Here is a 24,569-nt window from a genome sequence, read left to right on the forward strand (position 1 = left end):
TAAAATAAGAAGATATTCCAATATATGGAGTGTATCTAAAAACTAATTAGGGACAATTTCCCTAATTCATCCTAAACGCGAAAAAAGGGGCGTACCGGAGTAGCTTAATGCTACTTCGCTACGCCCCTTTCATTGTGTACGCTGGTAAACGCTGCTGATCAAAAAAGCGAAACAGGAATGAGCTTTCTTCCTCCCTTGACTAGGGTGGATTCTAACATATCCCTTTTGACACCTCCGAAATAGAGCTGCCAGTACACACCAAAGCGAACGCTAACGTCATTCTTCACTAGCTCCGGTGGCGTTACAATCAGCCACTGAAATTTAAGAGCCTTAGAAATTTCAAATACGGGATCAAGCACATTATTAGAAACCATTTCTCCAAAAGGATTGTCATATAAAAAGACCGTCCACCCTTTGTTCTCACGATTCACTCGTTTATGCGTCATGATCATCATGGCTACCAACAGCTGTACAGATTGACGCTGTCCACCACTGCCGACAGCCTCATCCAGCGCACCGCGATTGATGATCTCCCAGTCGGAATAATGATAGTCTTCCGGAGCGGCATAGAGGAAGTAATTCTCCGTTACCGGTTTATATACCTGAAGAATCGGGAAGCGATTCTGAAGTGCCGCATAGACGATTCGTCCATCATTAATAACCTCTTTGATTACCACTGCTGGCACTTGTTCAATCTTTGGATATTTTGCAAGCAGTTCCTGGATACATCGATTGAAATAGTCGCTCACCATCGGCTCTACTTCATCGCTTGCTCTCGGTACATTGATATTCTTATAATTCAGTCGTACCAGCGGGAAGGCATAATTATTCTCATTATGAATAATCATCCGTCGTTCCATTCGCTTCATAATATCAATGATTTGTACTACACGATAAGAAGCCCGAGCTACCCACATCTTACGGGACTGATCCATATCTTCCTTATCGTTTTGAATACTCTCAATCTGATCACGTGAACTACGTAACATCGAATCTAGGACTTGCTGAGCAATAGCGAAATTATCCCAATGGACCGTATTTAAACGATCTAGAATCTTGGTCTCCAGTTCAGAATTCCGTTCGTTTTTGGCAAGTTTTCCGGTTAATGAATTTTTCTCTTCCTTCACCTTTCTGGAGACCTCGTCCCGTCTAACTCGGCTATCCTTAATACGAAGAAGCCAGTCAGCAACCAGTGACTCACAGCCTTCTCTTACGCTCAGCATTAATTCTTCTGGCACAGTCCGTAGATTGACCCGATCCTCAATATGTGCATTCATGATCTTGATTTGATTGGATAACGTCTGAATGAGTGCATCCATTCGTTCCAAAGATCGCTTACACTGATTAAGCATGAGCTCGTTTTCTTGGAAACGCGCCTGAATGTCTGCTTCTTTTTGCTCCAGCCCTTCATTCCAAATCTCCACCGCACGCTCGTGTTTCTCTTTGATTCCTTTTTCTACCTTGCGCAGTTCCTTCTGCAAATTCTCCAATTCGGTCTGGCAGCGGATGAAAGAGTCGTGAACCATCTGATAGTCCTCTTCCAGCGAAGCAGTTTCTGACCTTTGACGGTTTCTTGCAGCCATAATGGATTCAGTAGATTCAGCAGGCTCTGTTACCTTCCGCCAATTCTCATCCACTTGATTCAGGCTGGCTTCAAGCTCCGTTAGATTTTCGCTCGCCGCTTTAATCTGGGCGGCTCTTGTTCGAATTTCAAGCTCATTCTCCGTCAGCGATTGCTGCAGACTTTCAACGGTACTGAGCTGCTGCAACAGAAGGTTCTGCTCTACGGGATCTATTGGTGTGGGTTCCATATCATCCGAAAGCTGATGATATATCGGAAATACAATTTCAGGGAACCAATGCTGCAGTCTAGGGAACAGAGCATACTTGGCATCACCCATCCATTTCTCACGCTCTCCGCCAAGGCTTAACATTTGCGCTTCAAGATGCTCGAGTTGCTGGTCCTTACTCGCAAGCTCTTTGCTCACTAGACTCTTACGATCTGTATACTTTTTCTTCTCCTTTTGATCCTGCTCATGTTTCTTCGAACGTTCAATCCAACCTTGCAACGCTGCTGCTCTCTGCTCATGCTCTGCACTAAGTGACTTATACTCGGAGATTTCCCGACCGATCCGAGTAAGCGTGCACTCGTTCTCATCCATCTCGTTGCTCAGACTGATAATGCTCTGCTGAAGTTCACTTTGCAGTTTCATAAGGGTATTGCGTTTGGCTGTAATCGTCACAGTGTTCTCTGTTTGATATAACCGCTCATATTCCTGACGCACAGATTTCAACTTCGATAAATAAGCCTCCGCGTCCTGAAGCACTTGTTCTTGCTCCTTAAGCTTCGCCTGAATACCGCTCTTAAAGTTTAAGAAACGATCTGGCTCCAGTACCATTTGTGGGCCTTGGTTAGCTAGAAGCTTAAAAGATACTGGATCTGAAGCTACCATCTCTTCACGGATAAAGATAGGCACCGCTGATTTCAGCAGTATGTCCTTCAGCAAATCCGGTTTAATTTTATCAGCTTCGCGCCGGGTAACAATCAGACTATAAGGAAGGAGTGGATGGTGCTCTAGTTCTTCCTCACGTTCAAGGTATGGACGATCATTTAGATAGGAACTACCCGGTGTAGATTGAATCTTGAGCGAATCGAGTGTATCCTTGACCGCGAGAATATCTGAATTCGGCAGCCAGTAGGATTGATTTTGAAGTTCCACGTCCATAAGCTGATTGTAGTACTCTCGTCTGGAACGTTTTGTCTGTTGCTCCACTTCATCCATTTTTCGGATAAATCGTAGTTGAATCGTATCCTTCTCTTCAAAAAGACCAGTAGCTCCCAAACGATTATGTTCATCAAACATTTCCAGCAGCACAACGATTTGTGACCATAACTGTGATTCTTTATAGGTCTGAGAATCGAGCTGTACCCCAAGCTCATCAATCTCTCGTTCATAAGAGCGATGTTTCTCACTGAGCTCGGCATGATTCTTATGCAGTACCAGCTTTCGGTTCTCAGCCTCTTTATGCTGTTCCTCTAACGCTTCCATATCCAGAAGTATCGTTTTGGCAGCAGAAATCGTACGTTGAAGCGCCGCCACCGGAGTATGGGCAGCTTCTTGACCATGCTGGGCTGCGAATGTGCCAAGCTCTTCTGTATATTGCCGGATAGATAACGTCAATTCATTAATCTGAATATCCAGACCAGCTAACTCCAGCAGAAAGCTCTCCCGCTCCTTGCGCAGACCTTTTTCTTCACTCGTCAGAGCCCGCTCCGCGGTTCCAAACCCACTGATCGTTTGTTGCCAGAGGCTTGACACCACATCCCATTGTTTACGAAGCTTTTCTTTAGCCGTCTGAATGACCTCTTGACGTTCTTTCATCTCCAGAGATCCTTCGATTGCTTGAATTTCTTTCTGCCATTGCTCAATTTGTCGTGTGTGGAGCAGACGTTTAGCTAAGAAATGAGCCACTTCAAGCTTTTTCTCCTGAGCCTTGGAATCGTCCAGCCGTCCACGTGCACGTCTCTGATCATCACTAAGCTTTTTGAACTCATCTTGTTTCAGTTCCATTTCTTCCTTGCTGCGCAAATACTTTAGATTGTCCGTCTCAAATCGCAATTGCTTCGCATCCTGATAACGCCCAGCCAGTTCATTACCAACCTTACTTCGCTCTTCTTCCGCATTTCTCTGCTCTTCATGAATAACCGTAAAGATCTGACGCCCACGAAGTTCAGTTTCTTGAACAACACTCTCTGCCTCTACTCCTAGCTTCACCAGCTCGTATAAAGGTGCAGCCATGCCAAGAAACTCTGTGTAGACCTGTTCCCGCTGTTCAAGCATCGGTAGACGCTGAGCTACTGTCGCCGTGTCAATAAACATCCGCTGCAGCGTATTGTCTTCTTCTTTGGGTCCCTCATTTAGACTGGAACCTATCTCAGGGATAATTAACTTTTCGAATAAGTTATGGTTGGTAAAGGCATCATTCTTTTTAAAATAACCTTTAATACCGCCCTCTTCCCCATTGATTCGCCTCATATTACGCCACTCGGCGATATGAATATCCCGAGTAGCCAGGAAATCATAATATCTTTTTAAATCCGAGCTATGGCTACCGAAAGGTACAATTTCTCCCCGCCGATCTCGTATAAATTGCTGTATCGTTTCAAAACTCGTAGGTTCAGCAGACTCTTCATCAAAGAGCGGCAACGTAGAAAGGGTAAGTTCAGATGCTTCACCGTAATCTGTAAGTGCGTACAGTAAGTAATCTACTTTTATGTCCTGCTGATCCAGCGAATTATGTGCTGTCATAGCAATACCAGTCGTCATGTACTCATTACGCTCACTGTTGTCGAGATGCCATTCGATAGCTACGTGAAAGGTGTAAGGTTTAAGTTGTTTTTTATGGTTATGAAAAAATGCTTCAACCTGGTTCTCACTGTCTTTTCCCCATGGCGTTTTGGGCATTAATAACTGAAATATAGATTGCAGCAGTACGCCCTTCCCGCCGCCATTCATAAGCGTTATAAGGGTATTGGCCGGCCCCTCTTCGTTGCAGAGGTCCAGAATCATATCATCATATTTCTTGAGCATTTTCTCGTATTTAAGTCCTGTAATCCGTATGCGTTCAATCCGCGGCATTAGTAGCACCGTCTTTCTCAGCTAAAGTTCGTCCAATGAGTTTCTTTAATTCCTGATACCGGTCAACATCATGATATAAATACCGCATTCTCTCATAAAGCTCTTCCCGCGGGAATATGCGCTTCTCTGACTCTGAGATGAACACGAGCTTCTCCTCTTCCAGGAGCTTCATGCCTTCATGAATCAGCCCAATTCGTGAGCCTGCGCCTCTTGTTAGAAGATCGCTCTCTTCCTGACTCTTAGTTTGCATATAAAGGTTAGTCCACACCTTCGACATCGCTTGGATATCCAACCGCCACTGCTGGCTAAACTGACCTTCATCATCCATCTGTATCCAAGCTTGAAAAAGTGAAGACACCTGATCGGATATCTGTATATAGGACATACTGTCCTGTCCGGACTTAAAATGAGTCTCGTCCTGGTCCATCTCGGCCAGAAAAACAAGGATGATAATATTAATGATATGTAAATGAGTTTTGCGCTCAATTCGTGAATATTTATTCTTCAACTGGGTAAAGTTGGTGGCGAACACTGACCCGAGTGGATTGACGAGCAGATGGAGACGTTGTCCGGAATTCATCACTCGGCAGCCTGCCTCCTTGGCAACATATTGAAGCGCATCATATGTTCCAGCGTCCTGCAGGCATTCTGCCGCCGCAGGATCATCGAGAGGAATTACTTTTTTACGAAGTAATTCAAAAAATAGCCGTGAAGCTTGCTGTACCTGTTCTAATGTATAACTCATGCTTGTAACCTCTCACCTCTCCACGATCTTAATAATATATGGACTCATGTCCAGACCAGACCAGCGTACCCTTGGGTATGGTTCTGAAACAATGCTCGTCCGCAGCAGCTTGCCGTGCAAGCTCTCCAGTTGAGGATCATCCTCTAGTACATACCGGATTAGCAACTGGCATTCATCGGATCCGTTGCTGTTCTCTGGAGCTTGTTCTTGTACTGTAATTTCAGAATGAAAAAACTGCACCCATAGATCTATAGCATCCGGTGTGCGTGCCCAACGTGTTAATTCCTCCGTGGTAAAAGCTTCCTCAGTAAATGTAAAGCTTCCACACTCGGCTAGAGCATTGAACACAGGCTTCCACAGTTCAACGACTTCCGCCCAAGGAATCCCCTTAGGAATATATTGAACGGTCTCCGCATCTATCTCATCATCAAGTTCATCCATCACAAATTCCGGAATAAAACCAACCTCTTGCTCCTCCCAAGCCCAGGGAAGCGGATAAACAAAATCCTGATTCGGAGCAAACAATCCGCCAAGAAGCAGTTCAAGGCTGTCGCCGCTTGGAAGCCCCTCTTCTTTAACCCATTCCTCCCAGATATGAGTACGGAAGTTAAATCCGGCTGCTCCCCAGAATAATTCAGGGAAGTTCAATCTTAAATTAGTCTCCACCTCAAAAATGTTCAAGACTATCTCGGCCAGTTCATCGTGTACTCGCCTAGAGAGCTCCACTCGTTCTGAAAGAATACGAATCTCGTTAAAGTCGATCACATCTTTCTCGTCATTGGCAAGCCGGGCCAGAGAACGATGAATGTTATCAAAATGCTTGCGTTCTTCCTCGAACTGCTGATGAATTTCTTCGAGTCGCTGATGCCGAGCCACTCCAAATTCACTGAAAATATGCTTCGGGTTACGGCGCAATGCATTCCTGTATTCCTGCTGTTCATGGGTCATCTTCCGAACCCGGGAGATAAGCTCATTCACATCCTGAAGCGCCCGAGTTACACGTCCATGCTTAATATGCATCTGAATCTCGAGCAGCTTGATGCTGATCTGGAACTCTTCAATAATCTCATGACTCATAAAAATAAGCTCCATGGCATATTCGGAGAGACGATAGATTGTTCTGCCGCTCTCTTCCCAGCTACTGCGGGTCGCATCCTCATCCACCATGAAATACTTATATTTCTGCACAGACATTTGCCGAGCCGCATCATCATAATAATAGGATTCGAAATCCCCACCATTTCCGCTCCAGAGCAGGCCATCTACTAAACGTTCTACGGATTCGGTAGTCCCGAGATTCGCAATATTGAACCGTTCCAATGCAGTCCAAGCCAACGCTATTATATCTTCCTTGGATCTTCTCTCATTGGACTCTAGCTCCAAATAATAGACCTGCAACAAGATGCTTAAAGACACCATTTCTTTGTAAGGTTGGATTTCGCCAAGGTTCATCCCAGCCCCCAGATTCCATAGGGGATTCAATCGTTTATTTCGTTCGCCAAAATCCGACCAATTCATCTTTCTGCCATCCTCACCAAATAAAAATAAAACCCGTATACATCCGTATAGGGTTCTGAAGTACGCGAATATATGTTTCTATTATATCAATTCATCGAAGGTTGTGCTATTTATTGTTAAACAAAATCTTATAAGGACGGGGACAATTAAATGCCCCCGTCCCTACTATATCATTTTGTTACTACTTCACAGATCCGAGCATCCCTTGCACAAATTGTTTCTGCAGCAAGAAGAAGATTAATACTGTCGGCAATGTAGTGATAACTATGGAAACCATAATCATGCCATAATCTGGATTATAAGACGAAGCTAACGATGACACGATCAAAGGCAGTGTTTTCTTATCCTGACTTTGGAGTGCAATCAACGGCCACAGGAAGTTATTCCAATTACTCATGAATGTAATAATCGCTGCTGCCGCATAGGTTGGTTTCATGGTTGGCATATACACTTTTGTGAATAATCTCAATTCACCCAGCCCATCCACACGACCTGCTTGCAGCAATTCTCGCGGGAAGGATTTGGTATTCTGCATAAAAAAGAAAATCATAAACGCGGTTGTAATGGTAGGCAGAATAACTGCTACAGGCGTGTTTAAAATTCCAAATTTACTGAACATCCGGAACAGTGGAATCATGATCGCTGCAAACGGCATCATCATGGAGAGCATTAGAATACCAAACAGGCGATCTTTACCTTTCGTCCGATAAATCTCAAATCCATACCCTGCGATCGAGCTAAGCAGCAATGTTAGGAGGGTACCCACGACCGCGATCAGAGCAGAATTCCAGAACGCCTGGCCAAGGTTGGTCGAGCCAAATAAATGACTTACATTATCGGAAAAGCTTGAGCCAAACGAGAATTTTCCTTTTACTATATCCGAAGAAGTATTCGTCATCCCAATAAGCATCCACACAAAAGGAAATAGAGAAATGACAGACGCTATGATTAAAAAGAAATGAATGATTGATTTATTTAGCTTGCTCAATCTTTTTCGCCTCCCACCTTAAGTTGAAGAAATGCCAACACAGCTACCATGATTACAATGGCATAGGAGACTGTAGCCGCATAACCAAAGTTAGGAGTATATACGAACGATAGATTATAGATATAATTCGATATCGTCATTGTCGAGTTACCCGGTCCACCATTGGTAATATTAACGACCTCATCAAATAATTGCAACGTACCATTCGTTGAGATAATTGCTGTAAACAAAATAATTGGTTTCAACATTGGTGTAGTGATACTGAAGAACTGCCGAGTCTTTGAAGCTCCGTCAATAGAAGCCGCCTCATACACACTAGGATCAATATTTTGCATAGCAGATAAATAGAAAATCATGTTGTAACCCGTCCAACGCCATGTGATTGCTAGAATAATAACAATACGGGCCCAAAGTGGGTCAGTGAGCCATCCAACAGGCTCACTCACTAAATGAATGGACATAAGCATACGGTTGAGAATACCGTCTACAGAGAATATGCTTTTGAACAAGACTGCATAAGACACCAATGAGGTTACACACGGGAGAAAAATCGCCGTACGATAAAACCCCTTAAAGCGCAAACCAGGCATATTAAGAAAATAGGCAATGATTAAGCCCAAGAACAACATAATTGGCACCTGAATAACCAGGTATAATAAAGTATTCGAGACCGCTTGTCTAAACATAGGGTCGGAGAATAGACGCACATAGTTTTTGAGCCCTACAAAACTGTACACAGTCCCTTTCCCTGATTGAAATGATAACAGTAATGATTGAATCATGGGATAGAAGCTAAACAGCATTATGATCAGTGAAGGCCATAATACGAACTGCCATCCCGCGATAGTAGATTTATTCCACTTTTTCTCCATATCCTATCCCCACCTGCTAACTTTATATTTATTGCACCTGTTGTTCGAACAATTTTTGGATGTTAGCTAAGCTTTGCGTCAAATCCGCGCCATTCAGAATGTTTGGCAATTCATTTTTAAGTGCATCTTTTGCTTCCTGTGTATACATTCCCAGAGAAATCCCCGGAACTTCTGTAGACCATTTCGTGAAATCGCTGTAGATAGCTTGACCACCAAAGAACTCTGAGGTTTGACCATAAGCCTCACTGGAGAATGCCGGAATAAAGGAACCCACACCGCCATTTTCCGTCAAGAATCGCTCGTAGAATTCACTGCTGGAGCCCACTGTTTTGGACAGGAAATCAATTGCAAGATCTTTATTAGCTGAGCCATCAAGCACGAACCAGCTGGAACCGCCTTCATTCGATGCATTAACACCACCATCAATTCCCAATCTTGGCGTTGGCGCTACTTTCCATTTACCACTTTGATCTTTAGCATCCATGATAGATGATACCTGCCACACTCCCGATACTACTGTAGCTACATCACCAGCATTAAAGCTGCCTACAAATTCACTCCAGCCTGTAACAGGCTTAGCAATCCCGGAATCAGAAATCGCTTTGTATACACGAAGGGTCTCTGTCATTACAGGGTTATTAACAAAGTTTCCTTTATTGTCAGGTGTGATGTACCACGATCCACCCGATTGCAGAAGAATGGAGGTTAAGGCTTCATCATTTGGATTAATGGTCGCCATGTATTTGCCCGTCTTTTCTTTTACAATTTTACCGATTTCAATATAACGATCCCAAGTGATATTCTGTAAGTCTGCATCCGTAAAACCTGCTTCCTCCAGATAATCCGAGCGGTAGTACATACCTGTTGAACCAATATCAAAAGGAACACCATACATTTTACCGTCTACCTTAAGTGCATCGACCTTGTATGGAGAGAATTGAGTGTAATCAATCTTGTCACCAAAATCTGCGAAGGTATTTGGATATGCGTTTACATATTTTTGAATATTAGGATCATTTACCAGAATAATATCTGGAAGACCGTCTTTAACATCTGCTGCCAGATTAGTATTCAGCTTTTGTTCCAAGTCCGTTTTGGCCATTTCAACAACCTCTAGCTCAAAATCAGGATTTTCTTTTTTGTAAAGATCTTCAGCGATTTTTAAAGCTGCACCATTAAATGAAGGGTCCCATGCCCAAGCGATCACTTTTTTCTTAGTAGTACCGCTTTCATTTTTCTCTGCTGAATTTGATGACCCGCAAGCTGCGAGTACTGTTGCTGTCATTGATACTAAGAGCAATACTGATAACCATTTTTTCAATTTCTACAACCCCTTTTGACTTTGTATGTAAGCGGTTCATTCTTTAACGCTTGAACCTAATTTTAGAGAATTCAAAATGATAAGTATAATAATCATTCGTTCTTTCTTAGTAGTAATTATTGTTCATTTAATAAATGTTATTTTTTTCCTAGTAAAAATTATGGTCGATAGCACTTTTTATATGTATATAGCTTTTCAAACCAGATCCCATACCGTAATATGAAAGATTGTTATATGATGAGAAAAATACAACAAGAGAAATAACGGGGTGTCCTACTATGAACAAAAACGATTCAACCTATCGGGTGATGATCGCAGACGATGAAGCCATCCTTCGAACGGGGATTATGCATTTATGTAACTGGAGCAATTATGGAATTGAAATCGTTTCCCAGGTCTCAAATGGCCAAGAAGCGCTCGACCATATCGAATCCACTCGTCCACATGTCGTCATCACCGATATTGTGATGCCAGTTATGGATGGAATAGAATTCTCAAAAATCATGAAAGTGAAATATCCGGAAATTAAAATTATCGTATTAAGCAGCTACAGTGAATACGATTATGTTCGGGAAGTCTTTAAATACGGCGTTACTGATTATTTACTCAAACCGAAAGTCTCTTCTGCTGAGCTTATAACTTTAATCCAGACATTGTGTGGTTCAGTGAACTTACATACATCCGGTAATATTCGTCCTAATCTGGACATTTCGTTGATCCTTGCCCAATGGCTTGAACATGATTCGTTACCAAATGAAGAATCTATAGACTTGCTCACAAAATATTTTCGAGGAAATTGCTTTATGCTGGCAAAAGCCAGCAACAGCTTACTTCTGTCCAGAACAGAGTGGAGTCAAAACCAAATGGAGGAGCTCCTTCTTTCATTGGCAAAGCAACATTTATCTAATAACTTAACCTATTCTTTTATATTCCTTAAGACAGAATTTCTAATTCTCCTAAACTATGAGGAGACTGCAGCTCAAAATATAATGACATCAATTCAATCATTAGCTGAGGCCGTGAAAGAAAAGCTTCTGTATATCTCATTTATTCTTTCCAATCCATTTTCCGGTTTAGAACAGATTAAGGAAGCGCATTTGCGATTAACACCGTACCTTGGCAAACTGATCTATTTCCCAACACAAGTAGTAGTTCCGGAAAATGCAATTCTCATTCCTAGCGAAAAGGTATCTTTCGACCTGAATCAGTTTACTTCATTGTTACGGATTTTGGCTATAGATGACGCCAGAGAACAATTGAAAGCGTTTTTTCTGAAAATCTTATCTACACAGGACTATGACGAATATAGCTTGAAACGTTTATGTCAAAATCTCATCTATACGGCAATGAGTACACTTGAGCATATTAAGCAGCCCATTTCTGAGCTTGGTTCGTCCAGACTAAAGTTATTTAAAACCATTGATTTAGCTTATAGCATCAATGAATTAGAGAGTATTTTGATACAATTCCTAGATGCACTGAAATCCAGTATGAAACAAACAGATCAACAATCGATGATTCTGCACCAGATTTATGAATACGTCAACAAACATTATGCTAATGAAATCTCATTATCAGAAATGGCAAATACCTTGCATCTTAACTATAGTTACCTCTCCTCTTATTTCAAACAGCGAACGCAAGAGAATTTAACTACATATATCAGCAGGGTGCGAATAGATAAAGCGAAAGAACTGCTGCTGGACCCTAATTTAACCGTATCAGAAATCAGCCGTTTAACCGGATTCTCAGAACATAATTATTTCTCGAAGGTATTCAAAAAAATGACTGGAAAGACTCCTGTGGAGTTCCGTACTCAAATCTCCCAGTAAAGACAGGTGAACGGCTTGCTTCGTAAGAATAGTATCTTTATCAAAATTCTAATCCTTATGTTAATGGGGATTCTTGTAATCTCCTTCATCCTTACCATGGCCTCCTCGAAAATTTCAGAGCGGATTCTACTAAATCAAGTCGTCCAGAATTCATCCGCCAATATGAATTTGGTAAAGAATGATTTACTGCGATACAATGACCAGGTTGTGAATACGATGCTGCAGATAAACAGTAGTGTTGAATTTAAAAATTATATTACCAAGCCGGCTCTGACCTCGCTTGAGCATACCAATCTGGTCATGAGTCTTGGAAGATATATTGATATCTACAAAGATTACCTCAGTCCCGACAACTCCCATATCATTGTTTCGGCAATGCCGGGAAAAGGAGGACGCCATTATTCAAGCAATAACTTGAAATGGGATAAAATACCGGATGAAATCGTATCGGATTATATGACGATTTATGGAGTTATTCCCAATCGAATTCAATATCATAGCAGTTCAGATCTTTTCAAAGAAACTGTACCCTATAAAAACTATATTTTTGCTACGAAACCTTTGGTAGATAGTGCTTCCGGTTCAATGTACGGATATACAGCCGTTGTTATGGACGAGCTTAACATCTATCTTAAATACAGCCCCTACATTTCGGAAGGCATTCATATCTCGCTTATCTCAGCAGAGGGTACGATTCTCTCCAGCAGCAATAAGGCTTCCATTAGCACGTATAATTCCGTTCTTCTATTGAATGCCATGAACGCTGTGGAGCAAGGAGGTATCGTCACAAATTCAGAAAATAAACAAACCTATATTTCGTATTTCCTTCCGGAGTTTAATGCCTACATTATGGAGGAGGTTGATCAATTAACTGCATTTGCGCCGCTATATACAATCTCAAACGAAATCATCAAGGTAGTTAGCATTGTACTGGTGATTAGCATGTTGTTTGTCTATTGGCTTAGTAAACGAATCATTCAGCCCCTGAATCAGTTAGTCAATACGATGAAAACGTCCAAAGGGGACAGTCTGAAATTGCATCCCTTGCAGGAAGATGGCAGCTACGAGACTAATGTATTAACCAAAGCCTACAATCATCTGATTAGAGAAATTGACCGGTATACCGAAAGAGTTGTCTACGAACAGCAGGAACGCCGGAAGGCAGATCTCAATGCTCTGCAAATGCAAATCAACCCTCACTTCCTGTATAATACGCTGAGTTCGATCAAATATTTAGCCAACATGCATCGGACCCAACAGGTGGATCAAACGATCGATAGCCTCATCTCCATGCTTCAGAATACCTTAGGATCTACAGAGGACATGATTACTGTAAAACAGGAGATAGAGACTTTAAAGCATTATGTATTTATCAATCAGATCAGATACGGTGATCAAATCGGTGTCCACTTTGAGATTTCTGAAGACAGTACGGAGCTGTTGGTCCCCAAGCTGATCATCCAGCCTTTTGTGGAAAACGCGTTTTTCCATGCTTTCCCTGGATACGTCAGCGGCAATATTCAAATCTTCATCTCCCAGCGGGATGAGCATTTAATCATCGAAATTATGGACGATGGTATAGGGATGCCGAACGCTCTTGAGCAGGTGAATGTAAGCAAAAAACATCATTTATCAGGGATTGGCATCCAGAATGTTCATGATCGAATTCAGCTGCTCTTTGGATCACCTTATGGTATCCACATTGAAAGCGAGCCAGGTTATGGCACAGCCATAAAAATAATCATCCCTGCTGCGAAATATAGTTCATGATCAAAAAAAGGGCTGCCCCAAAAGCCATGAAATGGCTGAATGGGACGCCCCGTTTTAATAACTACTCAGTAACGCTTGGAGAATACGCCATGCAATACTGCTCTAATGTACTATTGGGTAAGGGGATAACCTTAACCGTGCGGAATTGATAATGCTCATAGATGGGAAGATTACTTTGCGTCTGTGTCTCTAAGGTGCATAATGCATTCTTCTCGCGGCACTCGGCGAGCAGCGGCATCATAATTTTTGATACATATCCTTGCCCACGGTAACGTTCTTGCACTACAAGCATATCCAAATGCATATACTTCTGATCTCCAAACATCGATAACCATAAGGAGCTCATACTGCGCAAAGTGGCTAACCCTCGAATAAATCCTCGCACACCAATGATTCGGCAAATCGGTAAACACTTGAGAATCGCCAGCCCAATTTGTTTCATATAGTTGACGTTCGAAATCAATGTCCCCGTCTGACGCTCCGAATGGAACACCAAGGCTACAGCTTCATAATTAGATGACGTCGTTAGTAAATCCGAATAAGGATACAACATCTCAATATAACGATGAAAAAAAATGTTTAATACGCGGAGTCTGGTTGTTTCATCAGGCAAAATATGCTGATACAATGGATCATCCTTTGCGAAGGCTTCTGCCAGAACGCTGGCGGCTTTCGGAATGTCCTGCCGATGAATTTTAATTAATGAACTACAAATAGTTCCACCTCATTTAGTTTACTTTCGCGATAGGCTCGGTTAGTGAAGAAGCCATTCAAGAATATTATAACTGCTTCAGTCAAGCCCTCATTTAAGGCGATGAACTTCGATATGGCACGATGGTTCTATTGTCATTTCTTCATTGAATGAGATATGATTAAAAAGATTACAAAAATACTGGGAGGAAAAATGGAAGATATTATACTGTGGCTTAAATACTTGTTTCTAGGGTTTGTTCAAGGGGCAACTGAGCCAATCCCCGTTTCCTCGAGCGGCCATTTGATCATCGCACAGAAATTGCTAGGCTTAAAACAGAATGGGCTATCCTTTGAAATCCTGACAAATACGGCTTCTCTAATTGCGATTTGCTTTATTTTCCGCAAAGATATCGGAAGATTGATCACTGGATTCGTTCAATTTATTCTGACCCGCAAAGAGGAATATAAGTCAGATTTTATGTTCTCTTTGTACATTATCATTGGCACCATGCCTGCGGTTATCGTGGCCTTGTTCTTTAAGGACCAAATTGAGGAGATCTTCTCGTCAGTACACACCGTGTCCATCGCCTTGCTGGTAACCGGGGTTGCTTTATGGTTAATTCGTAATCTTCGCGGTCGTAAACAAGATGGGGATTTAAAAGCCAAGGATGCAGTCATAGTCGGACTTGCCCAAGCTGTAGCTCTTATTCCTGGGATAAGTCGCTCAGGCGCAACGGTCATCTCTTCCATCGCTGTGGGAATGAAGCAAGAAACTGCTTTACGCTTTTCTTTTATGCTGTATATTCCAATCAGTCTGGGCGGACTTGTTATGGGTGCATCTGATATTGCCAGTGACCCGAACCGAGCGCAACTAGCAATTCCATACTTAATTGCATTTATCACTACACTAATCGTTACGTATTTTTCTATGCGCTGGTTTATGGGGATTATGGCTAAAGGTAATTTGAAGTACTTCTCTTATTACTGCTTCTTGGCTGGGATACTACTCCTTATCTTCATGTAAGCACATGATTTCAAACAAAAGCCCTCATGCTCTCTGGGATTCCAGAGAGCATGAGGGCTTTTCATCCTATTTTAACAGGGATATTACTTCACCACTCGACCGAATCTTGCCGATCCTAGGGAAAATGGTTTTACACACATAGTCATGCTCTTCTTTCGTAGAAGCAGTCATTGCATCTTCCACAAAAACTTGGTTGTAACCAAGCTGATAAGCTTCTCTAGCTGTCGTATCCACACCTATGGATGTAGAAATACCACACAAGACAATTGTATCTATACCACGACGCCGTAGCTGCAAATCAAGATCCGTTCCGAAGAATGCCCCCCACTGACGTTTAGATATCACATGTGCGTTTTTGAAGTCAGATAATTCAGGTACCAAGGTATCCCAACCTTCTGGAATGGCTCCTGCATTCATCTTCAGATCTGTTTGAGGTCTTAACATATCCTGTCCATCTAACGAGGATACTCTTACAAGTACTACAAACGCCCCCTTTTCCGTGAAGGCTTGAACTAAACTGCTGCCCTTCTGAACCACCTGCTCGCCTGTATATGGAGCCTTATTAGGCATGTTAACAATTCCATTTTGCAAGTCGATTACAACCAGTGCCGTTTTCTTTGCATCAATATATTCAGTTTCTGATCTCTTTAAGTCTTCCATTGTCTTCTCTCCCATTTAAGCTTAGTTTTTTATACACTTTAAAATAAACCCAGCCTGCATTTATCAATAGCAAAACACTCGTAATAAAGAATACATCCCGGATCCCAAACCAGGCTGCCACTTGCCCACCTAGAACCGAACCCGCAAATGTACCAAGATAACCTGCCGACATGTTAAAGCCAAATACTCTGCCTGTAAGCGTATCTGGTGTGATTTTCTTAACGAGGATATTCACAGAAGGTATTAACCCACCTGCCGCTAATCCTAGTAGAAAACGCAGACCCATTAACTGCCAAGGATTCTGAACAAACGCTTGTGGGATGAACAGAAGTCCTGCCGCTATAAGCGCAACAAGTATAACTTTTTGAGCACCTATTCGGTCAGACAACTTGCCAAGCCTTGGAGCAGCAATGATGTTAGCCAGCCCTGAAGCTGAGAAGGTCATCCCTGCAAGCAGAGCCACATGACTAGCACTCTTGGAGAGCTGAGTAACATATACCGTAATAATTGGTTCTACAGAGTATAAAGCAACAGTTAGAATAAAGAAGGTTACAAACAAGGTTAGCGTTAGGCTTTTCTCTGGAACACTGCTCCAGACCTCCTTGATACTTAGTGTCTTTTTATCTTCACGATGAAAAGATTCCTTCACGAACAAAGCCGTTGTAATGAAGGCAACCAGCATCAGTCCACCCGTAACAAAAAATGAACTTTGTAAACCCATGCTCTCTGCAATGAAACCACCAATCGTTGGGCCAAGTAAAGCTCCAGCAATACTGGCTGTTGAAAGAGTTCCTAAAGCATATCCTGCATGTTCCTTATCCGTCTGAGTCGCGATTAATGTAGTACAAGCTGTACTATAACCCGTTATTGTACCCTGTAATAATCTTAGTGCAATTAATACATACACATTAGGCGCAAACCCCATACAGCTGATCACAATCGCCATCCCAAGACTTGCCCGCAAAAGCATTGGTTTCCGTCCGAACCTGTCTGCCGCCAGCCCCCAAATGGGTGAAAATATGGCTGAAACGATAAAGGTAATCCCAAAAGCAATACCAGAAAACTGAGCAACGGAATCGGCATTGTCTACGCCAAGATGCTTAATGTAAAGTGGCAATACTGGCGCAATCTGGCTCATACCTACACCCGTTACAAACATACCAAACCAGCAAACGAACAAATTCCTTTTCCACATGGACATAAAAAAGCCTTCTTTCTGCTAACAATAACAACCTCATATTAACAGTCAGATTGGCTCTATACCATGCATTATTCTAAACTCCATGGACATTTTTGCTCTGAAATTCCGAAGGGCTGATACCTGTCATTCTTTTGAAAATTCTGCTGAAATAAAATTCATCCGTAAATCCAAGGGTTTGCGCAACCGCTTTGATTTTTATGTCCCCTTCAAGAATCAGCTCTTTCGCTTTATCAATTTTCATTTTATTAAAAAACTCAATGATCGAATAACCTGTAATCTCTTTGAATACTCTCGATAAATAAGCAGGTGAAAGCTGTACCAAATCTGACAATTCGCTCAAGCTAACTTTCTCATTGATCTTTTGATGCATATAATTAATAATTTTTTCCACCTTTAATGAAGTGGAGTAATTTTGACTTTGTTTTTGTGTATTTTGAGCAATTGCAATGATAAGCTGCTGTAACAAAGTCTTCGCTACAAATTCATACCCTGGCAGCTTAGTATTCCAGCTCTGAATCATTTGTCCGAAGATATCTTCCACTTGATAATAATCCTTCAACTCGGATACAGCTTGCAAATGGAGTGAATCCACATCACCACTAATTCCCCAGTTCTCCTCGTTCATGCTCACCTTCGCATAGTTGAAATGAACGGACAGAAAGCATAAGGGATCTTCAGCATCTATCTCTATTGAATGCTTAACATCTGGAGAAATATAGAATAACATACCAGCTTTAAACGAATGTCGTTTTCGCTCCATCATAAAGCTGCCCTTCCCTCCAGTCACTAAGAGAAGTTCATGATGCTGAAGGGTTCTAACGAGCTTGCTCCAATTTCTCTTGGGGTCGTTGAAGTATCTATAATTACAATATAGTATGTGGAAAAATAGATTATTTATATTCATAAAAGACCTGTCCAAATGTCCACCGAACGTTCGATCGGATCGTATTCTACATCATATCCGAACGTTTCGGATATAAATCGGAGAGGAACATAGGTCGCGTAACCGTATAGATGAGGTGGGCTATTCATCTGCACAGCTTGTCCATTAATGTAGGCTGTATGATCGTCGATGGTCATCTTCAGAGAAAGTCCATTTTTTTCAGCGGTAATCGTGCGAGTTGCCTTGTTCCATTCTACCCTGGCTCCAAATAACTCAAAGAGATAACGCATGGGCACTTCTGAAATACCATTCACAATGTTTAGCGGCGGTGCTGATAGAAGTGGCATATCATCAATGTTCAACTGATACAGGAATGGGCTTGTCTTAAAGGTCCATTTTTTCACTAGCGTTTCGCCACCAGATTGAAATGAAACCTCCGCGGTATACTCCCGATCCCCCCTCAACTGACGCTGCGCTGTTAATACATACCCGTAACCAGAATTGAGTTTCTTCACACTAAGCGGGATACTAATGTGGCGGTTGCCTGCCTGTGTGCTTAGTTTAGCCTTTATGTCCGCTACATCCCGTAGACTACTAAAGACCGTAAGTGTTGTAGCTTCTCCTTGAATTAACTGCTGTGCATTCATTTTGTAAATGTTGCCTGACCACACTCGCGTCATTCCATCATAAGGAAATACGCTCGCAGTCGCTGGTGTAGTCATTACGCCTTCTGACTTCACAGCACCAACAATCACGGTAGACTTACCCACTCGTGCAATGCCAATAGAAGCAACTGCCGGGGTCAGCATCACTTCCCTGCGATCATGCATAACTGCTAGCTCGTTAATCTCTGAAGCCATATCAAATTCATCATAGGCCCGCTCTTTCATATATACGGTTTCCATAATCTCCGGTACTTCTCCGCTAAAACCCGAAGTTAATACTCTCTCTTTAGGCGTTTGTTGGGTAAAGAACTCACGACCTTTCACTTCTATAGATAAATCGCCTTCAGACTTTATTGTAAAATTAGCATTAGCGTAGCGAGCATGATTAATCGCCGCCTTAACGAGGGCAGGATCAAGTTTCACTTCATCCAACCCCATTTGTTGCCGAATTTTATTAATCGAAGCTAGTGCTTTTAGTTGCTCCGCACTACTAGTTCCGTCAAACAATACTTTTGCGGCTTGTACCTTTGTGACATCAATCAATGGAGTGATTGCCATAAGCAGCAAGACGCCTATAAGTATCCATTTTTTACGCATAGTTCCCCTCCTAAAAATTCCATATCTTGTTAGACGACATTCTTCCAGAAAGGTTTCTGTAAAGCAGTTCAAAAACACAAAACAAACCACCCCGTAAATGAACTTCACCTCAATGGTTAGACACACAATCAGAGGCGTGTTTCATTATAGAGTGGCTTCACTGTGATCTCTTATGGTTTCTGAATAAACAGTTGTGTCCAATAATGTTGATATTGACTAGTTGCAGTTCCCCCTACATAACCAACCCCAATATCCGTAAAGCGAGGATCCAAAATATTAGCTCTATGACCAGTACTATTCATCCACGTTCTCATTACTGCTTCAGGTGTTGCTTGGCCCGCCGCGATATTTTCTGCATAAGCTCGCCACTCCACTCCAAATCGATCTAGCATTTGAGAGGGGGTGCCATAAGTTGGAGAGGTATGACTAAAATAGTTATTATCCCTCATATCTCTTGATTTCAAAACCGCAAGATCAGTTAGCCGCGTATTTAGAGTTAAGGCAGCGATTCCTCTACTCGTCCGTTCTTCGTTGACTAATCTAAAAACTTGCAATTCAAATGCGTTAGCTTGTCTAATATGAATCCTTGACTTCCCTACTCTTTTCGTTACGGGACTACGTTTCGTTTTTATTCCTTTACTCAAAGAACTTTTGACTCTTCTTATTGAAGATATTCTTTGCTTCATGATTTTCCCTCCTACACTGTATTTACAACAATATATTGTGGAAGAGGTCCTCACGCTTGTACCAAAGTCTATAATTCTACTATAAATTTTGTTAACCCTATGTACTTGATTTCTCTTTGACTTGACATGCATATGTTACTTTATGTTAATATAAACAAATCATAAACGTTGATATATCATCTATTTTTCTAATTAGGAGAGATCATATGGATTCCAAAGACCCGCTAGGGTTAGTTATTCGCGATTTGCATTTAGAAATAGCCAATTATTTAACAAAATTGCTTGCACCCGTTCGGCTTGCGCCTGAACAACATTTACTTATGGCTTTGTTGCTTGAGAAAGAAGGTCTATCTCAGAACGAGATTGCTAATAAACTTGGGAAGGATAAAGCCAGTGTTGCCCGAATGATCGCTAGCTTAGAGAACAAGGGGTACATTCATAAAGTACCAAGTACGCAAGACCGTCGTTCGGTAAATGTTTTTGTCACAGACGAAGGCAGGAAATTAGAGACTACAATCAATGAGGTGACGATCAAATTAAACGAAATTATAGCGACAGGATTCTCTCCTGCGGAGTACTCAGCGCTAACAACTTTGTTAACTCGTGTGCAGAATAATGTAAGAGAGGCATAAATGCATATCCTTTGCTCTATAGTTGACATATCATCTATTCTTCAAAAATAATACGAATCCATTTCTGAAAAGAGGTTTATCCCTATCATGGAATCAACAGCAGCTGTTCAAGTTAAACGTCCCGCCCTAATGGCCTTCTCCCTTATGCTAGGAGCATTCGTCGGACTATTTAGTGAAACCGCCTTAAATATGGCTTTTACCAACTTAATGGATGAATTTTCAATCAACGCCTCAACGGTTCAATGGCTAACCACAGGATATTTACTTGTATTAGGTATCCTCGTTCCGATATCCGCCCTATTAATGCAATGGTTTACCACTAGACAATTATTCACAGCATCCTTGTTATTATCTATCATTGGTACTTTAATTGCTGCCCTCTCCCCCAATTTCACCTCCTTATTAATTGCGCGTTTAGTGCAAGCCTTGGGAACTGGTTTATTGCTGCCCCTAATGACGAACATTATTCTAATAATTTTCCCTGCACATAAACGTGGAACTGTCATGGGGATGATGGGACTTGTTATTATGTGTGCACCGGCCATCGGGCCAACTTTGTCTGGTTTGATCGTGGATCATTTGGGCTGGGAGTTTATCTTTTGGACAAGTTTACCTTTATTATTATTTACATTTGGATTCGGATTAACATTTATCAAAAATGTAGCCAAAATCTCTAAACCTAAAATAGATATTTTATCCATTCTACTTTCTACTTTCGGATTTGGTGGCATCGTATTTGGATTTAGCAACATCGCTGATCATGCTTTAAGTGAAATCATTGTCTATCTGCCTCTTATCGTTGGTGTCATCAGCTTAATCCTGTTTGTATTAAGACAGTTTAAGTTGGAAACGCCGATGCTAAATTTACGAGTGTTTAAATATCCTATGTTTACAATAGGTCTGATAATGGTCTTTTTAGGAATGATGATCATTTTATCCTCTGCTATTTTATTACCGTTATATTTAAAAGGAGGTTTATTGTTATCAGCTACAGCTGCAGGAATTCTACTCCTTCCAGGCAGTGTGATTAACGGAGCTATGGCTCCAGTTACGGGTAGAATATTTGATAAATTCGGTCCGAAATTATTGCTGCCGCTTGGATTCTCCATCGCAACCATTGCAAGTTTTCTATTTACAAGCAATTCTACTGAAACCAGTAATCTGACCTTTATTTTAATACACTGCGCTATGTTTATCGGATTAGCTATGGTCATTATGCCCGCTCAAACCAATGGCTTAAATCAGTTACCCGTGAAATACTATCCGGATGGGGCAGCTGTTATGAACACACTTCAACAAATCGCAGGTGCTCTTGGTACAACGTTCGCTGTTACACTAATGTCTAGCGGACAAACACGATTCGCTAATACACATCCAACTGCTGCACAGCCTGAAATTTTAACCGCAGGAATTACACATGCATACTTATTTATCGCAGCAATTGCAGTTATCGGATTAATTTTATCGTTATTTGTGAAGCGTATTAGAGTTTATTAATTTTAATCAAAAAAGACAGTGGACACGAGCTGTCCGCTGTCTAAATTTTAATCCATATATTTTTCATAAAATACTAAAGTTAATTTATTGTTTATTCGCTTTGTTTCTTCTGTTCGTTTATATCCTACCTTTTCATATAAATAACAGTTCCTCTGCTCTTGCTCAATACTATCCAGCTCCCATTTTTTCGCGTCATTATATCTCTGTTCAATGATTGCAAAAACCTGCTGGGCGATCCCCATCCCCTGGTATTCTGGCATAATAAATATGGGGCTGACACGATAAGTATTGTTTTCCTTTTTAACGATTCGGACACCGCCCACAGCAATATCAGAAGTCTTAATTATATAATATTCTGTAAAAGACTGATTAATTCGGTTTATCATTTGTTCTACGGATTCATTGGCTGGGCTGGTTTCATAATCCTTATATTTCTCCAGTAATGGCATAAAGGCTTTGACTTGCATTTGATGAATAAATTCCGCATCACTTACGTCTGCTTTACATAAAGAAATCCCCATAAAGATGTACCTCCATTAATATATATTACTATTAACAAGGTTTATGGTTTGTTTTTAGGTATGATATAGAGTGATCCGTCTTCCTTGTATTCAGCATAAGCAATGTCCTCAACGCATTGATAGCCATGCTCCCTGATCCATTCCTGGATCTGTATCTTATTCATCGGTCTGCCACGCATCGAATCTTCCAGCAGCCTACCTTTATCAATAACTGTAATGGAAAAAGAGGAAGACTGCTCCGATTGCTCCTCTTCAGACTTGCGCATAATCGACAGTGAGCCATTCGTTTCGAGCAGAGCATACTTCACTTCACTTAGAGAAAAAATATTTTGCTGCCGCAGCATAAACAGCAGTTGGGTAAACTCAATATCGTATTTCTCCATCAAATCCTGATTCACTTTGCCATCGTCAATAAGCAACACCGTCCGGCCTTCCGCCATGTTCCCGAACTTCACAAAATGGGTCGTTGCCTTTTCAAACAAATAAGACAAAGCGGTCCAGATGAAAAGCGCAAACAGCAGATGCCAGATCTTCACCTCATTATCATATATCGTATTCCCTACAATCTCACTTAAAATCAATGATGACAGGAAATCAAGTGGCGTCAATTGACTAAGCGTCTTGCGGCCAGTAATAAAGGTAATGATCCACAAACCAAAGAAACTAATGATCAGTTTGACACCTATAGTTACAAATATCTCCATTGCTGCACCTCCAGCTGGGACCTCGCACAAGGTCGTTGCCCTTATGACACGAAATCCATTCATGAAAGGTATTACACACTCCTAGTGGGGGATAAACAGCAAACGAGACGCTCTGCAACTTGCCCTTATGTTGGAATGGTGATAAGGAACGTTGTGCCTTTGCCTTTTTCACTATCAACTTCAACAATGCCTTTCACTTTATCAATGGTACTGTAGACCATAAGCATTCCCAGTCCTGTCCCTTCGGCTTTGGTCGAATAATACGGTTTACCGAGACGCGATATTTCTTCCTTTGTCATTCCAATGCCAGTATCGCGAATACTGATAATAATATTTTGTTTTTTTTCCGAAATATCGATGAACAGCGTACCACCGTCCTTTTCCTTCATGGCTTCGATTCCATTTTTATATAGATTAATAAGACATTGCTGTATTTGGTTCCGATCATAATTTTTGAATAGCGAATTATTAAAATTAAATTTGACCTCTACTTTGTGCATAGTGGCATAAGGCATGATGATATTTTTAGTATATTCTGCCTCCTCCTGCATGTTGGAATAAACCATATTATCGGATTGCGGCTTAGCAAATGAAAGATAGTCACTCACGATTTTTTCAGCCCTCTGTAATTCTAATAGAGATAACTCTACGTACTGTTTCTCCTCCCTTGTGATCGTCTTAGATTTATTCAACAGCTGCAAAAAACCGCTGGTCACTGTAAGCGGGTTTCTGATTTCATGTGATACACTTGCCGCTAGCTCGCTCACGACATTTAATCTTTCAGATTGCATAATTCGGTCGCGATTCTTAATATTAGTAATAATCTTTTCTATTAAGATCATATTGATACACATCACCCCGACATGCGTCGTAAAGGCATTTAAGGTGAGAAACCAATATTCCCTATTTAAACTCCCCTGTGTAAACCCTAATATAATTAGGTAAAATCCCATTGTCAGAAAAGAAATTATTGTTGCCGCGATGATGCGACATTTCGAATCTAGTTTTAAGAACCTTTTACTATATAGAGGAACTAGGATTAGGATTGAAGTGGCGAAAAGAAAGGATTGTAACGTACCCTCTCCCCCCACATAGAATCGATAGATATTTAAAAGGATAT

20 protein-coding genes are annotated in these 24,569 nt (G+C 41.4%); 5 read left to right on the top strand and 15 right to left on the bottom strand.

Annotated elements, in window-relative coordinates:
* Positions 1-158: 158 nt before the first annotated feature.
* The 6 genes from MKX41_RS14040 to MKX41_RS14065 all read right to left on the bottom strand — a co-directional run bounded on the left by MKX41_RS14040 (position 159) and on the right by MKX41_RS14065 (position 10,084).
* The gene (locus tag MKX41_RS14040; protein ID WP_340971254.1) at positions 159-4,640 is read right to left on the bottom strand and encodes a hypothetical protein; all 4,482 of its coding nucleotides are present in this window, start codon (positions 4,638-4,640) and stop codon (positions 159-161) included.
* The gene (locus MKX41_RS14045) at positions 4,627-5,385 is read right to left on the bottom strand and encodes a DUF6063 family protein (protein ID WP_042129190.1); all 759 of its coding nucleotides are present in this window, start codon (positions 5,383-5,385) and stop codon (positions 4,627-4,629) included. Before MKX41_RS14045 ends, MKX41_RS14040 begins: the two co-directional genes overlap by 14 nt.
* A gap of 12 nt (positions 5,386-5,397) precedes the next feature.
* Positions 5,398-6,903: a hypothetical protein gene (locus MKX41_RS14050; RefSeq protein WP_340971257.1), complete on the bottom strand. Its 1,506-nt coding sequence runs from the start codon at positions 6,901-6,903 to the stop codon at positions 5,398-5,400.
* A gap of 181 nt (positions 6,904-7,084) precedes the next feature.
* The gene (locus MKX41_RS14055) at positions 7,085-7,891 is read right to left on the bottom strand and encodes a carbohydrate ABC transporter permease (RefSeq protein WP_339265913.1); all 807 of its coding nucleotides are present in this window, start codon (positions 7,889-7,891) and stop codon (positions 7,085-7,087) included.
* The gene (locus MKX41_RS14060; protein WP_076121149.1) at positions 7,888-8,763 is read right to left on the bottom strand and encodes a carbohydrate ABC transporter permease; all 876 of its coding nucleotides are present in this window, start codon (positions 8,761-8,763) and stop codon (positions 7,888-7,890) included. Before MKX41_RS14060 ends, MKX41_RS14055 begins: the two co-directional genes overlap by 4 nt.
* 28 nt (positions 8,764-8,791) lie before the next feature.
* Positions 8,792-10,084 (bottom strand): ABC transporter substrate-binding protein, encoded by a 1,293-nt coding sequence (locus MKX41_RS14065; RefSeq protein ID WP_340971262.1) that lies wholly within the window; start codon positions 10,082-10,084, stop codon positions 8,792-8,794.
* 278 nt (positions 10,085-10,362) lie between these two features.
* Between MKX41_RS14065 and MKX41_RS14070 the strand changes: the two genes are divergently transcribed.
* Together MKX41_RS14070 and MKX41_RS14075 are read left to right on the top strand one after the other, a co-directional pair.
* Positions 10,363-11,916 (top strand): response regulator transcription factor, encoded by a 1,554-nt coding sequence (locus MKX41_RS14070; protein ID WP_339797137.1) that lies wholly within the window; start codon positions 10,363-10,365, stop codon positions 11,914-11,916.
* A gap of 15 nt (positions 11,917-11,931) precedes the next feature.
* The gene (locus tag MKX41_RS14075) at positions 11,932-13,686 is read left to right on the top strand and encodes a sensor histidine kinase (RefSeq protein WP_340971267.1); all 1,755 of its coding nucleotides are present in this window, start codon (positions 11,932-11,934) and stop codon (positions 13,684-13,686) included.
* A 61-nt stretch (positions 13,687-13,747) separates the two neighbouring features.
* On the opposite strand, the gene MKX41_RS14080 is transcribed toward MKX41_RS14075, so the two are convergent.
* Complete coding sequence (locus tag MKX41_RS14080) at positions 13,748-14,314, bottom strand: GNAT family N-acetyltransferase (protein WP_340971269.1); 567 nt, start codon at positions 14,312-14,314, stop codon at positions 13,748-13,750.
* Positions 14,315-14,590: 276 nt separating this feature from the next.
* On the opposite strand from MKX41_RS14080, the gene MKX41_RS14085 reads away from it, so the two are divergent.
* Positions 14,591-15,403 carry an undecaprenyl-diphosphate phosphatase gene (locus tag MKX41_RS14085; protein WP_042189788.1) on the top strand — a complete coding sequence of 271 codons (813 nt, stop codon included), beginning with the start codon at positions 14,591-14,593 and terminating at the stop codon, positions 15,401-15,403.
* A gap of 66 nt (positions 15,404-15,469) precedes the next feature.
* Here the strand turns inward: MKX41_RS14085 and MKX41_RS14090 are convergent, their stop codons facing one another.
* The 5 genes from MKX41_RS14090 to MKX41_RS14110 form a co-directional block, all read right to left on the bottom strand.
* Positions 15,470-16,063, bottom strand: a complete 594-nt coding sequence (locus tag MKX41_RS14090) for a hydrolase (protein ID WP_340971273.1) — start codon at positions 16,061-16,063, stop codon at positions 15,470-15,472.
* Positions 16,035-17,264 (bottom strand): multidrug efflux MFS transporter, encoded by a 1,230-nt coding sequence (locus MKX41_RS14095; protein ID WP_340971274.1) that lies wholly within the window; start codon positions 17,262-17,264, stop codon positions 16,035-16,037. The genes MKX41_RS14090 and MKX41_RS14095 overlap by 29 nt, the downstream gene beginning before the upstream one ends.
* Before the next feature lie 73 nt (positions 17,265-17,337).
* Entirely contained in the window at positions 17,338-18,168 is an 831-nt protein-coding gene (locus MKX41_RS14100) for an AraC family transcriptional regulator (RefSeq protein ID WP_340971276.1), read from the bottom strand.
* On the bottom strand, positions 18,165-19,409 hold the full coding sequence (locus MKX41_RS14105; RefSeq protein ID WP_340971278.1) for a stalk domain-containing protein: 1,245 nt from the start codon (positions 19,407-19,409) through the stop codon (positions 18,165-18,167). Before MKX41_RS14105 ends, MKX41_RS14100 begins: the two co-directional genes overlap by 4 nt.
* A gap of 170 nt (positions 19,410-19,579) precedes the next feature.
* Positions 19,580-20,095: a CAP domain-containing protein gene (locus MKX41_RS14110; protein ID WP_188114664.1), complete on the bottom strand. Its 516-nt coding sequence runs from the start codon at positions 20,093-20,095 to the stop codon at positions 19,580-19,582.
* A 206-nt stretch (positions 20,096-20,301) separates the two neighbouring features.
* On the opposite strand from MKX41_RS14110, the gene MKX41_RS14115 reads away from it, so the two are divergent.
* Positions 20,302-20,727: a MarR family winged helix-turn-helix transcriptional regulator gene (locus tag MKX41_RS14115; protein WP_340971280.1), complete on the top strand. Its 426-nt coding sequence runs from the start codon at positions 20,302-20,304 to the stop codon at positions 20,725-20,727.
* Positions 20,728-20,814: 87 nt separating this feature from the next.
* Positions 20,815-22,224 carry an MDR family MFS transporter gene (locus tag MKX41_RS14120; protein WP_340971282.1) on the top strand — a complete coding sequence of 470 codons (1,410 nt, stop codon included), beginning with the start codon at positions 20,815-20,817 and terminating at the stop codon, positions 22,222-22,224.
* A gap of 47 nt (positions 22,225-22,271) precedes the next feature.
* Here the strand turns inward: MKX41_RS14120 and MKX41_RS14125 are convergent, their stop codons facing one another.
* The 3 genes from MKX41_RS14125 to MKX41_RS14135 all read right to left on the bottom strand — a co-directional run bounded on the left by MKX41_RS14125 (position 22,272) and on the right by MKX41_RS14135 (position 24,291).
* The gene (locus MKX41_RS14125) at positions 22,272-22,745 is read right to left on the bottom strand and encodes a GNAT family N-acetyltransferase (protein ID WP_340971284.1); all 474 of its coding nucleotides are present in this window, start codon (positions 22,743-22,745) and stop codon (positions 22,272-22,274) included.
* 41 nt (positions 22,746-22,786) lie between these two features.
* Positions 22,787-23,449 carry a DUF421 domain-containing protein gene (locus MKX41_RS14130; RefSeq protein ID WP_042189803.1) on the bottom strand — a complete coding sequence of 221 codons (663 nt, stop codon included), beginning with the start codon at positions 23,447-23,449 and terminating at the stop codon, positions 22,787-22,789.
* Positions 23,450-23,574: 125 nt separating this feature from the next.
* A complete protein-coding gene (locus tag MKX41_RS14135; protein ID WP_231573310.1) occupies positions 23,575-24,291 on the bottom strand; it encodes an ATP-binding protein in 717 nt (238 codons plus the stop codon).
* Between the last annotated feature and the right edge of the window lie 278 nt (positions 24,292-24,569).

Origin of the sequence: Paenibacillus sp. FSL R5-0475, from assembly GCF_038004585.1 — a bacterium.
Taxonomy (GTDB): Bacteria; Bacillota; Bacilli; order Paenibacillales; family Paenibacillaceae; genus Paenibacillus_AQ.